The following is a 19549-nucleotide window of genomic DNA, read 5'->3' on the forward strand; positions in this document are numbered from 1 at the left end:
TTTATAACAGTACTTTAGGGTAGCCATACTCAAAGCGCCGCGCGGCTTATCCCCTTTGCCGCGTGGGCGTTTGTGACGTTCGAAGCGCCGATCCACGTAGATTGATATAAAAAATGAGAACACCTATCATTGCGCTTTGCAGCGTCGATGAACGGCGTTCTATCAATAACAATCTGCTTTCTGGATCTCTCATGACTCGCTATGTCGCCCTAAGCGCCGCTTTGTTGAGCGGTGCTTTTCCCTTGACGGCCCTTTCTCAATCCCAACCGACGACCAGCGCGGAACCCGCAGCCCAGGACACGCTGGTGGTGGTCGGTTCGCGCACGCCCACTCAAATCAGCCAGATCCCGGGGGCGGTACACGTGGTCGAAGGGCCCGATCTACAGCAGCAGATCAACGCCGGGGGCGATTTGAAAACGGCGCTGGGCCGGCTGGTGCCGGGGCTGGATTTCGGCCCCCAGGGGCGCACCAATGCAGGGCAGAACATGCGCGGGCGCAGCGTTCAGGTACTCATCGACGGTGTATCGCTGAATAACTCCCGCGGTCTATCGCGTCAGTTCGACGCCATCGACCCGTTCAATATCGAGCGCGTCGAGGTGCTCTCGGGCACCAGCAGCTTGTACGGCGGCGGCGCCACGGGCGGCTTGATCAACATCATCACCAAACAAGGCGAGCGCGGCGGCCCCCACTTCGAGACCCAGGCGAGCGTCACCAGCGGCTTCAACACACGCCACGACCTCGACCGGCGCCTTTCCCAGTCGGCCAGCGGCGGTAATGAAACGGTACAGGGCCGCATTGGCGTATCCCTGATGGAAAACGGCCGCCAGTACGACGCCGGGGGCGATGAAATCTTCCCCGATATCGCGCAAAGCGACCTGCAGGACAATCGTCAGCTGGATATCCTCGGCAACCTACGCGTCGAGCTTGACGACGAACAGACGCTGATGCTCAGCGGGCAGCTTTATGACTCCGGCAAAGAGGGCAACCGCGGCGTCTACTACCCGAATTTGGCCGCCAACACGGCGAATCTCGACGGCGCCGATATCCGCGACGGCTTCACCGCCGACCGCGAACCGCGTACCGACCGCAAGATGATCAGCGCAAGCTACCACCACGCCGATCTTTTGAATCAGAATTTCTACCTGCAGGCGTTTCATCGGGAGGAGGAATCGAGTTTTTATCCCTTCCCTTACGCCGCCCAGGACGGCGGTTACTACTTCGCCGCCTCCCAGCAGAACACCCAGCTTAGCGGCTTGAAGGCGCTGTTCTCGGCAGATCCACGTGACGATCTCAATGTGACCTACGGCGCGGACCTGGACCGGGAGTCGTTTGACGCCTCGCAGATGCGTTTCGATCGCGCCGCAAGCGATAGCTCCGGCGGGCTCGTACAGCGCGCCGATCGCGTCACGCCCCGCTATCCGGGTTTCGATATCGACACGCTGGCGCTGTTTACCCAAAGCGAGTGGTGGGCCACGGACCAGCTTCAGCTCAGCGGCGGCATTCGCCACCAGCGCATGGACGTGGACATCGACGATTTCAACGACGTGCCCGGCGGCTCCAGCGACTACGACGTCACGCTCTATAACGCCAGCGCCCTGTATGATTTCGACAACGGCCATCAGAGCTGGCTGGGCTACTCGGAGGGCTTCGAGCTGCCCGACCCGTCCAAGTATTATGGCCGCGCCGGGCAAACCGTAGCGGACAACCCGCTGGACGGCATCAAGACCCGCCAGGTCGAGCTTGGCTGGCGCTACCAGGGCGGTGACTGGCTGACCCAGGCGGCGGTCTACTACGCCTGGTCGGACACCGCCATGGAGCTCGACGATGACCTCAATGTGACCCAGATCGACGACGACCGCCGCGACTACGGCCTGGAAGCCTCGCTCACCCGCTTCATCGGCCACCACTGGGAAGTGGGCGGCACCCTGCACGCGCTGGCCTCCGAACGCAAGGTAGACGGCAGTTGGCAGGACCGCGGTATTACCGTAGCCCCTTACCCCTCCCAGGACACCCTGACCGCCCACGTGGCTTGGCAGGATGACGTACGCACGCTGCGCCTTCAGGGCAGCCACGCCCGCCAGTACGAAGACGCCGAGGGCGATAGCATCGACGGCTTTACCACCTTCGATGTGATCGGAAGCCAGCAGACCGATATCGGCACCCTGAGTTTGGGGATCAGCAACCTGACCGACAAGCAGTACTCCACGCCCTGGGGCCAGCGGGCCGTGGGCTTTTATTCGCCCAACTATGGGCCGGAGTACCTTTACGACTACCAGGCCCGGGGGCGTACGTTCACCCTGGGCTGGTCGCTGGAGTACTGAGCCTTTCGATGCCGACCCTCACGTCACTCACACCAACGGCGCTACGCCAGTTGGGACATCGATTCGGCATCGACTACGGGCACCCGGCGGCGCTTCCCGACGAACCGGTTGCTCAAGGGCGCATTCGCGATCTGTCGCTGCCCCCGGCGCTGCACCTCACCCTGTCGGATCTCGAGGTGCGCCACGGCTACCTCTCACGCTCGACCCGGTCGGTGCCCTGGTTCATGTGCGTGGTCATGGAGGGGAGCATCCGCCTTGCCCAGGGCCAGAAGCAGACCCACATTGGCAAAGGCCAGGCGTTATGCGCGCACTTTACCGCCCAAGCGCCGCTGGTCGTCGAGCAACCCGCGCAGACGCGTTTGCGTACGCTCAATATTGCCGTTCTGACGACCGCAACCCATGCCCTGCCAGAGCCCCAGGGCCCCCAGCTGCGTGTCTGCTCCCTTCCACCGGCTCTTTTTTCACAGCTGTTGGCCCTTGGCGAACATCCGCTCAATGATGAACGCCAGAAACTGCTTTGGCAGGGCCTGGCCCTGCAGCTACTGGGCCATGGGCTGCCCTTCTCGCCGGCGGCCCACCCCGTTGCGCCCCCCAGCGCCCAAACGCGCGAGCAAGAACGGCTCGATCAGTTGCGTGACGCGCTAAGCCGCCACCCAATGGCCGACTATTCGCTGCAGGCGCTGGCCCAACGCGCGGCCATGAGCCCGAGCAGCCTGCGCCAGAAGTTTCGCGCGCGTTACGGCTGCACGATCTTTGACCACCTTCGCCAGTGCCGCCTACAAAAGGGCTACCAGCAGCTCGCAAAGGGTTACAGCGTCCAGCAAGTAGCTCACGCCTGCGGATACCGCCAGGCCACCAACTTTGCCACCGCTTTCAAACGCCAGTTCGGGGTCGCGCCCACGGCTGTCCTGCGCCGCGTCGATGCATGAGCATTGCTGGCGTTGCGCATAGATCATTTGGCATCCGGCATATCCTTTCCCTCGAATAAAAAGTAATAATTCTCATTACTATAAACACCGGGAATGGGTCATGCTTTTGCTTCAGCACCGCTTTGTCTATCATCCTTTGACGCTTGCCATGGCACTGGCAACCAGCGCCTTATCCGCCGCTCACGCACAAACCGACCCAGGCGGCCCGCTTGGCTTGCCTACCGTGACAGTCACCGCCCAGCAGGCGGCGACCAAGGTCGAAACCCCGACGATCGAAACACCGCAAAGCGTCTCGACCATTAGCCAGCAAGAGATCGAGCGCCGCGGCGTGGACACCGTGCAGCGCGCCACCGACTACACCCCGGGGGTCTACTCCAACCAGGTCGGCGCCTCCAACCGCTTCGACTACCTGGTGCTGCGCGGCTTTTCCGACGGGAGTCTCAGCAATACCTTTCTGGACGGCCTGAAAGTCATGGGCGATGCCAACTCGCACAGTTCCATGCGCGTCGACCCCTGGTTTTTGGAGAGCATCGAGGTGGTGCGCGGCCCGGCATCAATACTTTACGGGCGCGCCTCACCGGGGGGCGTGGTGGCGCTCAACAGCAAGCGCCCAGAATTCGAGCAAAACAGCGAGCTGCGCTTTCGGCTGGGCAATAATAATCAGCGCAGCGCCGCGTTCGACCTGACCGGGCCGCTCGGCGAGCAGCAGCGCGTAGCGTACCGCCTGACCGGCATCGCCAGCGCCGCGGATACCCAGTTCGACCCTGCCGAGGAGCAGCGCTACGCGATCGCCCCGCGGCTGACCTGGGACATGACCGACGAGACCAGCCTGACCGTCGAGGCCTACCTGCAGGACGAACCCGAAGGCGGCTACCACTCCGGCGTACCTTTCGAAGGCGCGGTAACCCCACACAACGGCCGTAAAATCAGCAACACCTTTTTTGACGGCGAAGAGGCCTTCGATACATATGAGCGCACCCAGCGCATGCTGGGCTACACCCTCGAACACCGCTTCAACGAGGCCATCACCGGGCGCCAGCTTTTGCGCTACCTGAATTCGGACGTGGTGCTCAACCAGGTCTACGGCTTTGGCTGGGCGGCGCCGGACGCCTCCGAGCTGACCCGCTACTACTCGGGCAGCGACGAATCCCTCGAGGCCTGGACCGTCGATAACCAGTTGGAAGCCCAGGTGCAGAGCGCCGCCCTGGATCACAGGCTGCTGTTCGGCGTGGACTATCAGCGGCGTAAAAACGAGGTTTCCTGGCCCTCCGGCGCCTTTCCCTCACTCGACGCTTTCGAGCCGGTCTACGGTGTCGGGCTCGAGGGCGCGACCTTCTACGCGCCTACTCGCGAACACCACAAGATCGAGCAGACCGGGGTCTACCTGCAGGACCAAATCGCCATGGACAACTGGCGCTTCACCCTGGGCGGGCGCTACGACTGGGTCGACATCGACAACACCAACCTGGCCACCGACGACACCAGCGCATTGAGCGACAACCAGTTCAGCGGTCGCGCCGGGGCGGTGTATCTGTTCGATAACGGCGTAGCTCCTTACCTTAGCTACTCCACCGCCTTCACCCCCACCAGTTTCGTGGACGCGCGCGGCGACCTGCTGGCGCCCATGGAGGGCGAGCAGTGGGAGGCGGGGGTCAAGGTCCAGCCTGCAAAAAGCCAAAGCATGTACAGCGCCGCGCTTTTCCATATCAGCCAGGAGAACGTGGCCACCAAGGAGCAGCCCACCGACCCTTACCGGGCCGTTGGCGAAATCGAATCCCAGGGGCTCGAGCTGAGCGCGCAAACGCAGCTCACCGACACCCTGGCCCTACAGGCAGGCTACAGCTTTACCGACATCACCTACGCCAAAAGCGATGACGGCAACGAAGGCAACCGGGCCATTTACGCCCCGCGCCACCAGCTGCAGGCCTGGGGCCACTACACGCCCCAAGGCGGCGGGCTGCTGGGGGTGGATATGGGCCTCGGCGTGCGCCACTACGCGGATATCGCCGCCGACCGGGCCAATACCGAAACCGTGCCCGACTACACCCTGGTCGACGCCACCCTGGGCTATGACTGGAGCCAGCAGGGCTTTGAAGGCGTCGAAACCCGCCTCAACGTCAACAACGTGCTGGACAAGGAGTACGTTGCCAGCTGCAACTCGCTGGACTACTGCTACTTCGGCGCCGAGCGCAGCGTTACCGCAAGCATTCACTACCGCTTTTAACGATGCCCTTTGCGCCACCGCCGCGCCCGGGCCGCTGCGCCCGGCGTTTTGGCGCGGCGTGGTTTGCACACAAGAAGGATTATCGTTTAAATACCGGCTGACTCTTCAAGCGACGCCCCGTCATGCGCTCTAACGCCACCACGACTTTCATTCGCGGCCTGCTCTTCGTAGCGGGCCTGCTGCCGTTGACCGCCCAGGCCCAGTGGGCCACCCTCGATTGGACCATTGCCGAAACCCTTTTGGCGATCGACGCCCCAGTCAGCGGCGTCGCCCAGATCCCCGCCTACCACGACTGGGTCGGCGAACCGCGCATTCCCGATGACGTCACCGACCTGGGGCTTCGCCAGCAGCCCAATTTCGAGCTAATGGCGCAGTCGCCGCCGGAAGGCTTTTTGATATCGCCCATGTTCGAAGGGCTGACGCCGAAGCTTGAGCGCATCGCTCCGGTCACTTCACTTCCCCTCTACTCGCCGGGCGCGGACACCTGGCAGGAGATCATCGACTTCACCCACCGCCTGGGCGAGCGGACCCGGCGTGAGGCGCAAGCGCGCGCGCTGGTCGACGACACCGAAGCACTGCTGGAAAGCCTGCGCGGCGACGTCCCGACGGCCACGCCGCCGCTTTTGATGATTCAGTTCATGGACGCCCGCCACGTGCGGGTATTTGGCGCGAACAGCCTCTACAGCGCGGTACTGGAGCGGCTGGGTCTGGAGAATGCCTGGCAGGAAGGGACCAACGCCTGGGGGTTTTCACTGGTCGGGGTCGAGGCGCTCACGCGCCATACTGAGGCGACGCTGCTGATCATCGACCCGATCCCCGCCGGGGTGGAAGACGCGCTGGCCCGGAGCGGGCTCTGGCAGCACCTGCCCGCCATCGAAAACGACAACGTCATCCGCCTGGCACCGGTATGGAGCTTCGGGGCGCTGCCCTCGGCCCAGCGCTTTGCTCGGGAGCTTGTCGCGGCGCTGGATAATCGCCCACGACCAGCCGCTCGATAGGTCGTCAGAGTCGCGTAGTGAGGTCGTCGAGCGTTAGCGGCCTACTGAACCCCTTCAGACGTCGCGGTCATGGGATGCTAACAGCTCATCGAGGCGAGTCGCGTTGCCGGACGCAGCGCTTTTCAGCGCCTCCCAGCTGTCCGGCGGGTGGCCCCGAGCGAGCATCTTTCGGAAGACCGTATAGGCATCGTGCTTGCTTTCATAAGCACGCTTTGTGCGCTCGTCATTAACCCACGCATAAATAATGATTTTGCTCGCCGCATCGAAGCGAAAGAACAGCCGGTACTGTTGGTAAAATTTTGCCCGTTGCCAATGGGTGCGTTCAGTACCGAGCGTATTTCCTTGTCGGTACTGAGCACTGGACGGATCCTGCGGAATATCGTTCAAGGCCAGCTTGATGATCGCGGCCAGACGCTTGGTGGCGGGTTTGCTTCGGTATCCCGTAGGGTCTTTCGCCTTGAGACGCTGGACGTTAGCGGTCAGCGCTTGCACCTGCTCCAAAAACAGCGGATGGGCATAAAGCGTCCATCCATTCACCGTAAGCGGCGTCATTCTTCCTCATCATCCTCGTCGAGCACCTCGTCGAGGTCTACCTCCATGCCGGCGGTCAGGCGCTCGGCATCGGCAAAATGGTTCGCCGTTAAGGGGCGAATCGTTTCCGGATGCGCGCCCATATCGCGCTCCAAAAAGGTGAGAAAACTAGCGATGACCGGATCAGGGCCCGTATCGTCCTGGACACGCGAGAGGACGACGTCTCCGTTTGGACGCACGGTATAACGCAGGCGGTCGCGTCGCTCAAGCTTGAGTGCCCGACGTATCGACGCAGGCACCGTCGTTTGGTAACGATCCGTTAAGGTAGAGTCATCTTCGAGAAGCGTCGTCATCATCACTCTCCAAATAACGATAATGCAAAAGCAATGCAATCAAATTAATGCATCTGCATTACCTCGTCAATCAGCACTTGCCACGTGTGGTTTGGCCATTGTGGGCCGGAAATAAAAAGGCAATATCGGTCAGCGTGACGGTTTGGCCCGAGACTCGATGATGTAGTCAGTTTATTGGGCTTGCCCATTACGTTAGACGGCTACCCAATCCTTGCCAAATACGTTAAGTTTAATTTTCAAAAGAAAAATTAGACATCTGCACAGGGGGCGGGGATGACGCTTGCCATTGTCAATACGCGTGCCGGTGTGGGGCTCGACGCCCCGGCGGTGCAGGTCGAGGTACATCTGGCCAACGGCCTGCCGGGGCTGACCCTGGTCGGCTTGCCGGAGGCCGCTGTGAAGGAGAGCCGCGAGCGCGTGCGAAGCGCGCTGGTCAATGCGGGCTTCGATTTTCCCAATACCCGGCGTATCACCCTGAACCTGGCCCCGGCGGATCTGCCCAAGGAGGGCGGGCGCTTCGATCTGCCCATTGCGCTGGGCATTCTCGCCGCCTCCGGCCAGTTGCCGGTCGATACCCTGGAAGACATCGAGTGCGCCGGTGAACTGGCCCTGGACGGCAAGCTGCGCCCGGTGCCCGGCATCCTGCCGTTTGCAATGGCCACTAAGACCGCCGGGCGCAAGCTGATCGTGCCCACCGCCTGCGCCGACGAAGCCGCGCTTGCGGGTAACGGCCTGGACGTGCTGCCCGCCGCGTCGCTTTGGGAAGTGGTCGCTCATCTGCTGGATCAAACCCGCATCAAGCCCCATGTGCTACCGGCCCCGCCGAAGGCAAAAAACCCGGCGCCGGACCTTTGTGACGTGCGCGGCCAGCACCAGGCGCGCCGGGCGCTGGAAGTCGCCGCCGCCGGGGGCCACAACCTGTTGCTGGCGGGCCCGCCGGGTACGGGCAAAACCATGCTGGCCAGCCGCCTGCCGGGCATTTTGCCGCCACTGAGTGAAGACGACGCCCTACAGGTCGCCGCGGTGCGCTCGGTATGCGGGCTGGCACTAGAGGCAGACTGGGGCCAGCGCCCCTTTCGCCAACCCCACCACAGCGCCAGTGCCGCCGCGCTGGTCGGCGGCGGCTCGAAACCCAAACCCGGCGAAATTTCGCTTGCCCACATGGGCGTGCTGTTTCTGGACGAGCTGCCGGAGTTCTCGCGAAGCGTATTGGAAGTGCTTCGCCAGCCCCTGGAAACCGGGGAAATTCATCTGTCACGCGCCAGTCACGAGCGTCGTTACCCAGCCAGGTTCCAGTTAGTCGCCGCCATGAACCCGTGCCCCTGTGGGCATTTGGGCGACCCGCGCAGCCGCTGCCAGTGCACCGCGAGTCAGATCCAGCGCTATCAGGCGCGGCTTTCCGGCCCGCTTCTCGACCGTATCGACCTGCAGGTAGAAGTGCCGGCGCTTCCGCCGGAGCAGCTCACCGCCCAGACCCAAGGCGAATCGTCTGAGGCGGTGCGCGAGCGCGTAATGGCGGCCCGAGCGCGTCAGATGACGCGTGGCGCGCTCAACAGCCAGCTCAGCGGCAAGGCCCTGGAAGCCGCCTGTGATTTAAACGACGAAGAGCGCACCTGGCTTGCCGGGGTGCTGGAACGCCTCAAACTTTCGGCGCGGGCCTACCACCGGGTGCTGCGCGTGGCGCTAACACTTGCGGATTTACAGGGCGAACCCAAACCCGGCCAACCGCATCTGATCGAGGCCATCGGCTACCGGCAGTTGGACCGGCTGTTGAAGGGTGGCTGAGGGTCATTGGCGCTAATTTTTCCGGAGTGGAATTAGGCGCAGACGAGCTGGATGGGGTTAAATCGAGAGGGTGCTGTTTAAGGAAAATAGGAGTTTATTTTCTGGCTTAGCATTTTCCACCCAAACTTGTTGGGCTCAATTTAGCCAATCCTGCCGGCTTTAATTACTCCTATAAAGCTACAAAGCGGAATGAATCTATAAAAATCTATAGAGCTATTTATTAGACTAACAAAAGAAGACAGCATTGTATGAACAAAACTGTAACTTCGCAAAGAAGACAGCTTAACCTTATAGCTTACTCCGAACTAGCAGGGTGCGCTGCTTTGGAAATATTCAACATCGGAGTAATATTTTATATCATAGAAAGCTATGGTTCCAATGGAAGCCTGTTAGTACTTTTTATTTTAGCATCAGCTTTTGTTAGTGGTTTGTTCAAATTCAATTTTACGAAATCACGTCTATTTGAACCCTATAAATTTTCTGCAAAATTAAACATAACCAGGTTCGTCTTGTCGGCAATAGCGGTAATAATTTTCTATTACAACATCCAACAAACATTTTTAGTTTTGATTGCCATGTCCCTTTCAGCTATAAGACCACATCTAGACGGCGCTATTTTTTCCGGCTTATCCGACATAGAAATGCCGGAACAGGAGCTTAAGATAGCAACTGCAAAAGTCGACAATGCTTCAAGAGTAGCTCGGATTTTGTCGCCCGCTGTGGTGGGGTTATTAGCTTATCTACTACCCTATAAAAATATAGCAGCATTGAGCTCTTGTCTCTTTTTAGTTGCTGCGATGGGGCAGTATTGGACATATCGACAGATCAACTCCAAGCCTAAAATTGAAAACCAGGATCGAGAGGATACACTGATATCCCATGATCAAGTCCAAAGAAGAGATAAAACCAATAACTCAGTGTTTCTGAAGTATGCATTCCTTTCACAGGGCATTAACGCTGGTTGCTGGTACGCTTCTATGGTTATCGGTATGGCTTTAATCTTTAGCAGTACTAGCGATGAGTTTGGAGTCAGTCATTATGCCATAGTAGGCTTTTGCTATGGCGTCGGCAATGTCGTATCTAACATGTTCTGCCGAAAGCTCAAGATGTCTCGACCAGGATCCTTTTTAATCTTGGGAAGAGTCCTTACAGCCTTTGGGTTCTTTTTACTACTAATAGCACCGAGCTCGCTGTTATTTTATAGCGCTGTATCTTTCTTATTAGCAATAGGTACGCCTTTATCCGACCTCGCCTTTCTTAGGCAACTTCAAAAGGTCCACACTTCATCTGAAATCAACTCATCGTACAGAAAAAAAATCACTAGCGAATATGCTGGAATGCTCGTGGTTTCTCTAATCACCATTTTTGCCATGATGAACTTCTCTTCTGCTAGCATATTTTTTGTTGCATTTTTAGCTATGTGCTTTGTCTCTACTTTAGGCTTAATCTTCAAGAAGAAAATTTCATCCTGAAACTAGAAAACTTTTATCGAGCACTGGGGCGACCACTACTTGCTAAACAATATCGCTTCTTCCTATAGGGTTCCGGGCGCAGGAAAAACCTTAACCGATAGTGTTCAAAAGCAAGCTCTTTTCCTAAAAGAAACTAGAGGTAATATTTGAAGTCATTGCTAACTCTGCCGATTTAGACCTGATCTTCTCCCTGAAAACTCTAAAGCATTATCAAAAATAAAAACTCTATTTTTAGCTATCGGAATTGAAATAAAATATCATAAAAAAAGCCCCCCCCCTTTAACTCCAATCTAAACTTTAACACATGAGAAAGAGAGCCTAAAGGGCTCTCTTTCTTTACTCCTTTGAATTAAAAATCACCCTCTCATATATATACCTGGGCCTATCGGCAAATCGAAAACCATGAAGAATGAAAGTAAAACCAGCCAAGCGAACAAGAACATTAAGGTATACGGCAATACAAGTGAAACATGTTTTCCAAAACCAGCGTTTTTATCGTACTTATATAAAAACCCTAGCATAACGGCAACAAAAGGCTGGAGTGGGGTAATAAAGTTTGTAGCTGAATCACCTATTCTGAAAGCTAGCTGCGTAAATGCTGGTTCAAACCCTAAAATCATAAACATAGGAACAAATACCGGCGCCATTAATGACCATTGAGCCGATCCACTTGTAATAAACATATTTAAAAATGTCGAGAGGAAAACAAAAGCAACTAGCAAAAGCGGCCCATCCAAAGACATTCCGCTTAAAACGGCAGCACCCTCAACGGCTAGAAAAATAGTAATATTCGTCCATTTCAAGTAGGCAATGAATTGAGAAACAATAAATATGAGCACAATAAAGCCAGACATCTCAGCCACGGTCTGCCCCATAAAGTCTACCACATCTTTGGTCGACTTTATTTTATTAACATTTATTCCATACACGATACCTACAACAGCGAAGAAGAGCGTTATAAATATAACAATATTATTAAGTAGCGGTGATCCCAAAATACCACCATCTTCCGTCAACAATATTGACCCTGGAACCAAGCATAACGTGGTAACTACAAACAAGAAAATAGCAGCTGATATAAACGCCCTACGTAGAGCCTTGTTAGCTTCGATGGGTAAATCACTTACTTCTTCGTTATTACTTCCTTTATAATTACCTAGCCTTGGTTCAACAATTTTTTCAGAAACGACAACACCTGCAAATGATAGAAAGAACACGGAAGCTATCATAAAAAACCAATTATCGGTTGCATATACGATAGCATCGGGATCAACCGCTGATGCAGCTTCTGTCGTAATACCAGACAACAACATATCCGTTCCAGCAATAAAAATATTTGCTGTAAACCCACACCCTACTGCTGCAATACCGGCAGCCAGTCCAGCAATAGGATTTCGCCCAACACTTTTAAATATTAGCGCAGCTAGGGGAGGCACTATCATATAGGCTGCATCAGAGGCTAAGTTACCTGTAATTCCAACAAAAAACACCATATACGTGACTAGCTTTGCTGGCGTTCTCAACAATGTTTTCTTGATAACAGCTTCGAAAAACCCTGTTTTCTCAGCAATTCCGACACCCAAAATAGTAACCAGCACCAGCCCTAGCGGCTTAAATTCGACAAAATTGGGTATCACTGAAGTTAATGCAAAATATAGGCCCTCTGCTCCTAACAGATTTCTGACATTAATAGTCTCATTCGTAAGGGGATGAATAACAGACCATTCAAGAAAACTCCCTATGACCGATATGATAGCAACGATCAATGTTAGCCATATAAAAAGTAAAAACGGATGGGGCAGCTTATTACCAAGCTTTTCAACCCCTGACAGCGATTTTAACATAAGTGAAGATGCTGAATTGTTTTTCATTTTCATCTCTCCTGTCTATCTTAGTTTAGTACCGTTTTAGTTTTTTTGGAGTTACCCAATTCCCAGAAGATGCTACCCATTATTAACAAACCTTCATAAGCAAGTTGTTTAGGTAAATGTTCATCTGCAGCATGCTGCTTGCAACCAGGATAGGAGTGTGGAACCCAGATAGTGGGAAGGCCTAAAATTTCAGAAAACGTATCGTTTGGTAGTGCTCCACCAAAATTAGGAATGATTGATAGAGGCTTTTTTATCACCTCTTCAACTGATCTTGTTATATCTTTTACCCATTGTGAATCTAAAGAAGTCCTAGTGGCGGGAGAACCTCTCAGCACTTTTAAAGATACATCTTTGAAACCATTTTCATTAAAGTACTTTCTTATATTTTTCTCGATAGCTTCGGGATTTGTACCGACTACAAACCTAAGCTGGCATATTGCTTTTGCATTGGGAGGAATAGCGTTAACAGGCTTTTCAATATCACCTGCATTAATGGCTAAAACCTCGAAGGTATTCCAGGCAAACAGCTTTTCGGCCAGACTTAATTCCTTTTCTCCCCAGTCGCTATCAATCAATTGACCTAAAGACGATTCATCTATTTTTATATTTTTCAAAATCGTTTTTATATTTTCAGGGACTTCCTTTGGTGTTAAATCCGGTATCAATATCTTGCCGGATTTACTCACAATTTCTGATATTGCATTGGACAATACGATAACGGGGTTACTGACTATTCCTCCCCAATTCCCGGAGTGAAGCCCTTCCTGTCTTGGTTCTACAGAAAGTTCAAGTAAAATAGATCCTCGCGCACCCAAAAATAAGGTTGGGCTTTCTTTACTTATGCGTGGCCCATCGGATGCTATAAACACATCAGAAGCAAGCAGCTCTTTTTGTTCTCTACAAAACTGACGTAATCCTGGTGAGCTTTGCTCCTCGCCCATCTCAAAAATCATTTTTATATTAAAACCTAGATTTCCATTTCTTTCTTTTATAACCTCATGCAAAGCCATGATATTTATTGTGTGCTGACCTTTATTATCAGCCGTACCCCTTCCGTACCATGCATCACCAGCCAGTTTCATTTCCCAAGGTTTTAAATCGCCTGTCCATTGCTCATCATATCCAGCAACAACATCCCCATGACCGTATGTCAAAACAGTTGGACTATCTTTTTTCTCTATTCTACAAGCAACCATGAAAGGGGCTCTTCCTTCCACGGAGTTTTCGAAGAATCGACATTCAAACCCCATATCTTCAAGTTCTGGCTTTATATGCTGTTCCATATAACCCTTTAGAAACTGAGGATCGGCTTTTCCTTGACTCACAGATTGGTAGGTGACTCTACGCCTCAATGTATCTTCAAAATCACCATTTTCAAAAGCTAGTGTTATATTTTTTAAAAGCTTATTCTTATCCATGATTTTTCAACACCAATTGCAGATTCGAAATATTATTTCATTGTAATTGCTTATTTTAAATTGCTACTATAAGAGAATTTATGCAAGGCATTCTCTTTTTTAGAACAGAGGTAAACAATTGAATAACAAGGCTTTACTTTATTTTTTGACCGTAGTCGAAACAGGGTCTTTAGGAAATGCCGCCGCAAAGCTACACGTAGCTTCTTCTGCTATTAGCAGACAGATTAAGCTCTTGGAACATGAAATTGACGCCAAACTATTCGAACGCTCTCCTAAAGGAATGTGTTTGAGTTCATCAGGAGTAAAGCTTCTAGGTTATACTAGAAAACTTTTCCTAGAAGAAAAACGCATCATTGACGAAATAAAAGGTGAAAATGATAGAACGGTAGGAAGTATCAATATTGCAAGTACAGAAGGACTTTCAAGATGTTTTTTACCAACTGTTATCACGAAATACCATAACCATTATCCGAATGTAAAATTCTCTATTACTGTCGTATCGCCTTCAGCAGCAACCGAATTAGTAGAAGAAGGAAAGGCAGACATTGCTTTAACTTTTAGTTCTTCTTATTCATCGGGAATCAAGATAAATTTCTCTCAAGAATCACCAATCCTTGCTCTAATGAGAGCAGAACATCCTTTATCAAGGAAAAAAGAACTTCATGCAAAAGACCTTGAGCCATACCCTTTAGCCATTATGCCAGAGGGAACAACACAGCGGCAATTATTTGAAATTTGCTGCAACTCAGTAGGTATCCATATAGAACCTACCTTGGTGAGCAACTATTCTGGCATTCTACAACAGTTTGCAGCTATATCAAACGCTATAACGCTTACAAGTTCAGCTTCATCGCATATGAGCAACCAAGTTAACCAATCTGTTGTAGTTAGACCCTTTATTCATAAAGAGCTTAATCTAAGAAATGTAGAAGTGCAGACTTTAGAAGGTAGAAAAATGCCGAAAAATGTATCTTTCCTTTTAGATTTATTAATAGCTGAAATAGATAAGCTCTCGAAGTAGAAGTTTAAAGCCCTGATCTTAATCTAAAGTAAGTTTTACCTCTAATCGATACCACAGGCTCGGCGCCAACCCCTTAACGCTGGAAATTTCACTGTTCAAAAAATGACACAAACACTCGGCCCGCTCCTACCTTCGAGGTTGCGAGTAGCGCTCACGTTGGACAACTTCTAAAGGGCAAGACCTCCCTCCAGCCATAGTTAATTGACACCTATGGTTACCAATAGCAGGAGCGGATGCTGGGAAAAGCTAAAGATGTCGCGAGAAGCAGAGCCTTTCATTACCTATGGCGCCCGCTCATCACCCACGCCGTCCAGGAACCATCGAACAGCGAAAGGTGTTCGTAACCGGCAAGCTCGGCCGCGACCCAGAGGATACAGGCCGTAATACCGGAGCCACAGCTGAAGGTCAGGTGATCCGACGGGGAGAGCGCTTTGCCGAGCATGAGCCTTGAGATCTCTTCCGGGCTCTTGAAGTGGCCCTTTTCCAGAACCTCCGTGAAGGGAAGGTTATGTGATCCCGCAATGTGCCCACTGGGAAGCTCGGGGCGGGGCTCGGCCGCTGCGCCGGAGAAGCGCTCGGCGCTTCGGGCATCCACCAGCTTGAAACGCGGCTTTGCAATATTGGTGCTGACGTCATCGACGCTCATCACGCTGCTATTGGCCTTGAGTACCGGCGGTGCGGCCAGCGGCTTCGGCGTCGTATAGCCCTGCTGAACCGGCAGCGACTGGGCCAGCCACTCGGGCAAGCCGCCGTCGAGCAGGCTCACGTTGGTAAAGCCTGCCTGGGTCAGCAGCCAGTAGGCCCGCGGAGAAGAGTAAACGCCCCGGTTATCGTAGATGACGATGTCGTCCTCGGGCGCCAGACCGAGCCTTCTGCACGCCTCTTGCAGGCTCTCCAGGGCGGGCAGCGTATGGGGAAACGCCCCGTTGGGATCGGAAAAAACCTGCTCGATATCGAATTCGAGCGATCCGGGGATTTTACGGTCATCCTGCGCGACGTAAGCCGCGATAGGGCTATTGGGTAGCGAGGCATCCAGCACTTTGGGCGGTGCGTCACCGTTCAAACGATCCCAAAGATGTGGGGCGGCGAGCAGAATATCGGACATGAAAGGAAGCTCCCGTTGGTTGGTACATTGACTATACAACGCTCACCGGGCACCGCGCGCGGCCAATTTAGGGACCAACAAGGCAGCGCATCGCCTGAGCGGGCCTGGCCAACGCCGGCAAGCGGTGGCGGTTCGACACAAAAAAGCCCCGCTCGAAAGGCGGGGCAAAAAGCTAGTTAGCGAGCGGGACAGCGCCTAGTAGTTGTAGCGCACCAGCAAAGAGGTGCTGTTGGCGTTAATGTCGTCGCCATTGGCGTCTTTGGAGTCGTCCAGGCTGTACTCCGCCGAGAGGATCAGGTTGTCGTCCATCAGGAAGTAAGCGCCGCCCAGCAGGTAGAAGGCGTTACGGGCGCTGGAGTCGTCATCTTCCAGGCGGTTGAAGCCGGAGTAGAGCTCGAACTTGCCAGGGCCTACGTTTTCGAAGGTGTAGTGGGCTACGCCTTCATAACCCCGCGCGGTATCGACGATGCCGCTGCCCTGCTGTTCCAGGCCGGAAAAGGTGCTATCGAACACCGTATCGCGGTACTCACCGGCGGTCAGCGCGAAGTACCAGTTGCCCGGGGCATAGTTAGTGCCAAACAGCGCTGCGTTGGCATCGGCGCTGCTCTCTGAGCCGCCATCCAGGGTGCTGTCGATATTGCTGTGCTGGACGGCTACGCCGACGTTCCAATCATCGGTCACCGCGTAGCGGGCCACGCCCTGGGCGCCGTACTTGCGCTTGAAGCGTTCGATGTTGCTGTACTCGGGCACCTCGGCATCGAATTCGCTGCCTTCGATCTGATACATCAGGCCCACGGTGAGCTTGTCGTAGGTGTTCTGCCAGGAGATTGCGTTGTCGGCACGCCCCAGGCCGTTCTCGCCGCCATCGCCACTGAAGCCCGCATTGAAGCTACCCTGGGCGGCAGCGCCGTTGATCCAGAAGTAATCCGTATACCAGGCCAGCATGTCGTACCAAAGCGACCACTGTTTACCGATCAATACCGTGCCGTACTCTTCGCTGCTCACCCCGGTATAGAGCAAACGCTTGAAACGGTCGTTAGTGCCATCGGTAAAAAACGGATCGAAGCCCCATTCCGCGCGGGAGATCGTCGACCAGCCATCCGCCAGGTTGAACTCGTGCACCACGTTGATACGCGAGCCCGCGTTTTTCGGATCGTTGTCGTTCTCGACACCGTTCAAAAACGTACTGGCGGCGGCAATCCTGCCCCCAATCTGTAGTCGCGTATCCGCGGTTTCGTACACCGTGGCCGCTTGGGCCGACTGGCTCATGGCCATTGCTGCGAGTACGCCTGTCACTGCAAAAGGTTTTATACGGTTAAGCATTTTTTGTATCCCTGACTTTATTTAATTTTATATAAATATTTCTATAAGCCAATCTATAGCGGCTGGGCCCCTTTTTCGTACACCCGCCCTGCTGTCACAAGCCGCTAAGCTATTTGGCTATCGCTCGTCTCTGATGCGGGCAGCGTACTCTTCCAGCGAGATGACGCCATCGGCATTGGTGTCATAAAGATTAAAGCTGCCGCTAATTTCAGAGGACGTAGACGCTTCCGTCGGGTCGATCACGCCGTCGCCGTCGGTGTCCAGGCGATCGAACGCAGCGCGCACATCCGCCGGTATCGCATTTTGGCTCTTGGCTTCGGCAAAGCTGCCCTCGCCATCCCCATAGGGCAGCTGTGAGCAGCCCCCGAGCAAAATGATGGATCCCGTGACTAATGCCATTTTTATCTTCATTACAACGCTTCTCCTGTCGTTCATTTTTAGTTTTACTACGCATCGGCGGCCGCTCACCGGGATAACCCCTCTCCCCCGGCGGCCGCCGACTCCTTACGCCATGGCGTACACCGCCCTGGCACAAGTTCTTTCACGCCGCCTTTTTGGTTGGCACATCAAGCGACTTTTTCAAGCGACTTTTCAAGCGACTTTGTCATCATTAAGAAAGGCAGCCTCGAGCAGCGCCTGGGTATAGGGGTCCTGAGGACGATCGAAGATCGCCTCGGTGCTGCCCTGCTCTACGACCCGGCCCTCTTTCATTACCAGCACGTTGTCGGCCAGGGCCCGGACCACGGCGAGATCGTGGCTGATAAACAGATACGTGAGCCCGTACTTTTGCTGCAAATCGCGCAGCAGGCGAATCACGCTCATCTGCACCGAGCGGTCGAGCGCCGAGGTCGGCTCGTCGAGCAGCAAGAAGTCCGGCTTCAAAATCAGCGCCCGGGCGATGGCGATACGCTGGCGCTGGCCGCCGGAGAACTCATGGGGGTAGCGCTTGCGCATCGCCGGGTCCAGCGACACTTCCTCGAGGGACTCGATGACCCGCTCTTCCCGGGCTTGGCGGCCGAGTTCGGGGAAGTGGACCTTGAGCCCTTCGCTAATGATCTCGCCGACGGTCAAACGCGGCGAAAGCGAGCCGAAGGGGTCCTGAAAGACCACCTGCATGCGCGAGCGCAGCGGGCGCATTTGCGACTTGTCGAAGCCGGTGATGTCGGTATCTTCAAAGCGCAGGCGGCCGTCGCTTTTCAAAAGCCGCAGCAGAGCGCGGCCCAGGGTGGACTTGCCGGAGCCGGACTCACCGACGATGCCCACGGTCTGCCCGCGGCGCACGTCGAGGCTGATGCCATGCACCGCCTGGAAGTACTTGTTCTTGCCGAACAGGCGTTTACGCACCGTAAAGCGCACCTTCATGTCGTCGGCCTGCAGGATCACCGGCGCGTCGTCGGCCACCGGCAACTTGCGCCCGCTGGGCTCGGCGTCGAGCAGCATGCGCGTGTAATCGTGCTGGGGCGCGGTGAACACCTCTTCGGTCGTCCCGCTTTCGACCAGCTCGCCCTGGCACATCACGCAGACCCGCTCGGCAAAGCGGCGCACCAGGCCCAAATCGTGGGTGATGAACAAAATCGCCATGCCGTACTGCTTTTGCAGATCGCGCAGCAGGTCGAGAATCTGCGCCTGAACGGTGACATCGAGGGCGGTGGTGGGCTCGTCGGCAATCAGTAGCCGCGGCTCGCAGGCCAACGCCATGGCGATCATTACGCGCTGGCGCTGGCCACCGGAAAGCTCGTGCGGGTAGCTCGCTACGCGCTTGGCAGGCTCGGGAATACCGACCTGGGTCAATAGCTCGACCACGCGGCTGCGCACGGCGCTTCCCCTCATCTTGCGGTGCTTTTTGAGGACCTCGGCGATCTGGCGGCCAATCGGGTGGAGCGGATTGAGCGAGGTCATCGGCTCCTGAAAGATCATCGAAATATCGTTACCCAACAGGCTTCGCATCCGCGCGTTGGAGGCCTCGACCAGGTTCTCCCCTTCGAAACGGATCGCCCCGGAGATCTTCGCAAGGCTCGGCAACAGCCGCATCAGCGCGGTAGACGTCACCGACTTGCCCGACCCCGACTCGCCCACCAGCGCCAGGGTCTCGTTTTCGGCAATGCTGAAGCTTACGCCTTTGACCGCGGAGACCGTGCCGTTGGGCAGCTCGAAATCCACCTTGAGGTTATCGACTTCCAGTAAAGCGTTGGACATCC

General features: G+C 54.9%; 15 protein-coding genes. 7 read left to right on the forward strand and 8 right to left on the reverse strand.

All coding sequences use genetic code 11. The annotated features are described in order from the left end of the window. Window positions 1-191 precede the first annotated feature (191 nt). The 4 genes from ACWHXT_RS16730 to ACWHXT_RS16745 all read left to right on the forward strand — a co-directional run bounded on the left by ACWHXT_RS16730 (window position 192) and on the right by ACWHXT_RS16745 (window position 6472). Window positions 192-2321, forward strand: coding sequence for a TonB-dependent receptor (locus ACWHXT_RS16730; protein ID WP_447956654.1), 2130 nt, complete (start codon window positions 192-194; stop codon window positions 2319-2321). Window positions 2322-2329: 8 nt separating this feature from the next. Further along, a complete protein-coding gene (locus ACWHXT_RS16735; RefSeq protein ID WP_447956655.1) occupies window positions 2330-3250 on the forward strand; it encodes a helix-turn-helix transcriptional regulator in 921 nt (306 codons plus the stop codon). A 100-nt stretch (window positions 3251-3350) separates the two neighbouring features. Further along, window positions 3351-5474 (forward strand): TonB-dependent siderophore receptor, encoded by a 2124-nt coding sequence (locus ACWHXT_RS16740; protein ID WP_447956656.1) that lies wholly within the window; start codon window positions 3351-3353, stop codon window positions 5472-5474. A 122-nt stretch (window positions 5475-5596) separates the two neighbouring features. After that, on the forward strand, window positions 5597-6472 hold the full coding sequence (locus ACWHXT_RS16745; protein ID WP_447956657.1) for an ABC transporter substrate-binding protein: 876 nt from the start codon (window positions 5597-5599) through the stop codon (window positions 6470-6472). Between the two features lie 54 nt (window positions 6473-6526). Here ACWHXT_RS16745 and ACWHXT_RS16750 read toward each other — a convergent pair whose 3' ends face one another. Then, complete coding sequence (locus ACWHXT_RS16750) at window positions 6527-7024, reverse strand: type II toxin-antitoxin system YhaV family toxin (RefSeq protein ID WP_447956658.1); 498 nt, start codon at window positions 7022-7024, stop codon at window positions 6527-6529. Next, window positions 7021-7359 carry a type II toxin-antitoxin system PrlF family antitoxin gene (locus tag ACWHXT_RS16755; protein WP_447956659.1) on the reverse strand — a complete coding sequence of 113 codons (339 nt, stop codon included), beginning with the start codon at window positions 7357-7359 and terminating at the stop codon, window positions 7021-7023. The genes ACWHXT_RS16750 and ACWHXT_RS16755 overlap by 4 nt, the downstream gene beginning before the upstream one ends. A 270-nt stretch (window positions 7360-7629) precedes the next feature. On the opposite strand from ACWHXT_RS16755, the gene ACWHXT_RS16760 reads away from it, so the two are divergent. Both ACWHXT_RS16760 and ACWHXT_RS16765 read left to right on the forward strand, forming a co-directional pair. Further along, complete coding sequence (locus ACWHXT_RS16760) at window positions 7630-9141, forward strand: YifB family Mg chelatase-like AAA ATPase (protein WP_447956660.1); 1512 nt, start codon at window positions 7630-7632, stop codon at window positions 9139-9141. A gap of 248 nt (window positions 9142-9389) precedes the next feature. Continuing rightward, window positions 9390-10613 carry a hypothetical protein gene (locus ACWHXT_RS16765; RefSeq protein WP_447927345.1) on the forward strand — a complete coding sequence of 408 codons (1224 nt, stop codon included), beginning with the start codon at window positions 9390-9392 and terminating at the stop codon, window positions 10611-10613. A 356-nt stretch (window positions 10614-10969) separates the two neighbouring features. Here ACWHXT_RS16765 and ACWHXT_RS16770 read toward each other — a convergent pair whose 3' ends face one another. Together ACWHXT_RS16770 and ACWHXT_RS16775 are read right to left on the reverse strand one after the other, a co-directional pair. After that, complete coding sequence (locus ACWHXT_RS16770) at window positions 10970-12484, reverse strand: AbgT family transporter (RefSeq protein WP_447956661.1); 1515 nt, start codon at window positions 12482-12484, stop codon at window positions 10970-10972. 20 nt (window positions 12485-12504) lie between these two features. After that, entirely contained in the window at window positions 12505-13902 is a 1398-nt protein-coding gene (locus ACWHXT_RS16775; protein ID WP_447956662.1) for a M20 family metallopeptidase, read from the reverse strand. 118 nt (window positions 13903-14020) lie between these two features. Here ACWHXT_RS16775 and ACWHXT_RS16780 point away from each other — a divergent pair, with 118 nt between their 5' ends. Continuing rightward, the gene (locus ACWHXT_RS16780; RefSeq protein ID WP_447956663.1) at window positions 14021-14923 is read left to right on the forward strand and encodes a LysR family transcriptional regulator; all 903 of its coding nucleotides are present in this window, start codon (window positions 14021-14023) and stop codon (window positions 14921-14923) included. A gap of 277 nt (window positions 14924-15200) precedes the next feature. Here ACWHXT_RS16780 and ACWHXT_RS16785 read toward each other — a convergent pair whose 3' ends face one another. The 4 genes from ACWHXT_RS16785 to ACWHXT_RS16800 form a co-directional block, all read right to left on the reverse strand. Continuing rightward, window positions 15201-16028: a sulfurtransferase gene (locus tag ACWHXT_RS16785; protein WP_447956664.1), complete on the reverse strand. Its 828-nt coding sequence runs from the start codon at window positions 16026-16028 to the stop codon at window positions 15201-15203. Window positions 16029-16223: 195 nt separating this feature from the next. Then, complete coding sequence (locus ACWHXT_RS16790) at window positions 16224-17297, reverse strand: porin (RefSeq protein WP_447927350.1); 1074 nt, start codon at window positions 17295-17297, stop codon at window positions 16224-16226. 171 nt (window positions 17298-17468) lie between these two features. After that, a complete protein-coding gene (locus ACWHXT_RS16795) occupies window positions 17469-17750 on the reverse strand; it encodes an EF-hand domain-containing protein (RefSeq protein ID WP_447927351.1) in 282 nt (93 codons plus the stop codon). A 192-nt stretch (window positions 17751-17942) separates the two neighbouring features. Next, on the reverse strand, window positions 17943-19547 hold the full coding sequence (locus ACWHXT_RS16800; RefSeq protein ID WP_447956665.1) for an ABC transporter ATP-binding protein: 1605 nt from the start codon (window positions 19545-19547) through the stop codon (window positions 17943-17945). Between the last annotated feature and the right edge of the window lie 2 nt (window positions 19548-19549).

It is taken from the genome of Vreelandella halophytica (genome assembly GCF_968193635.1).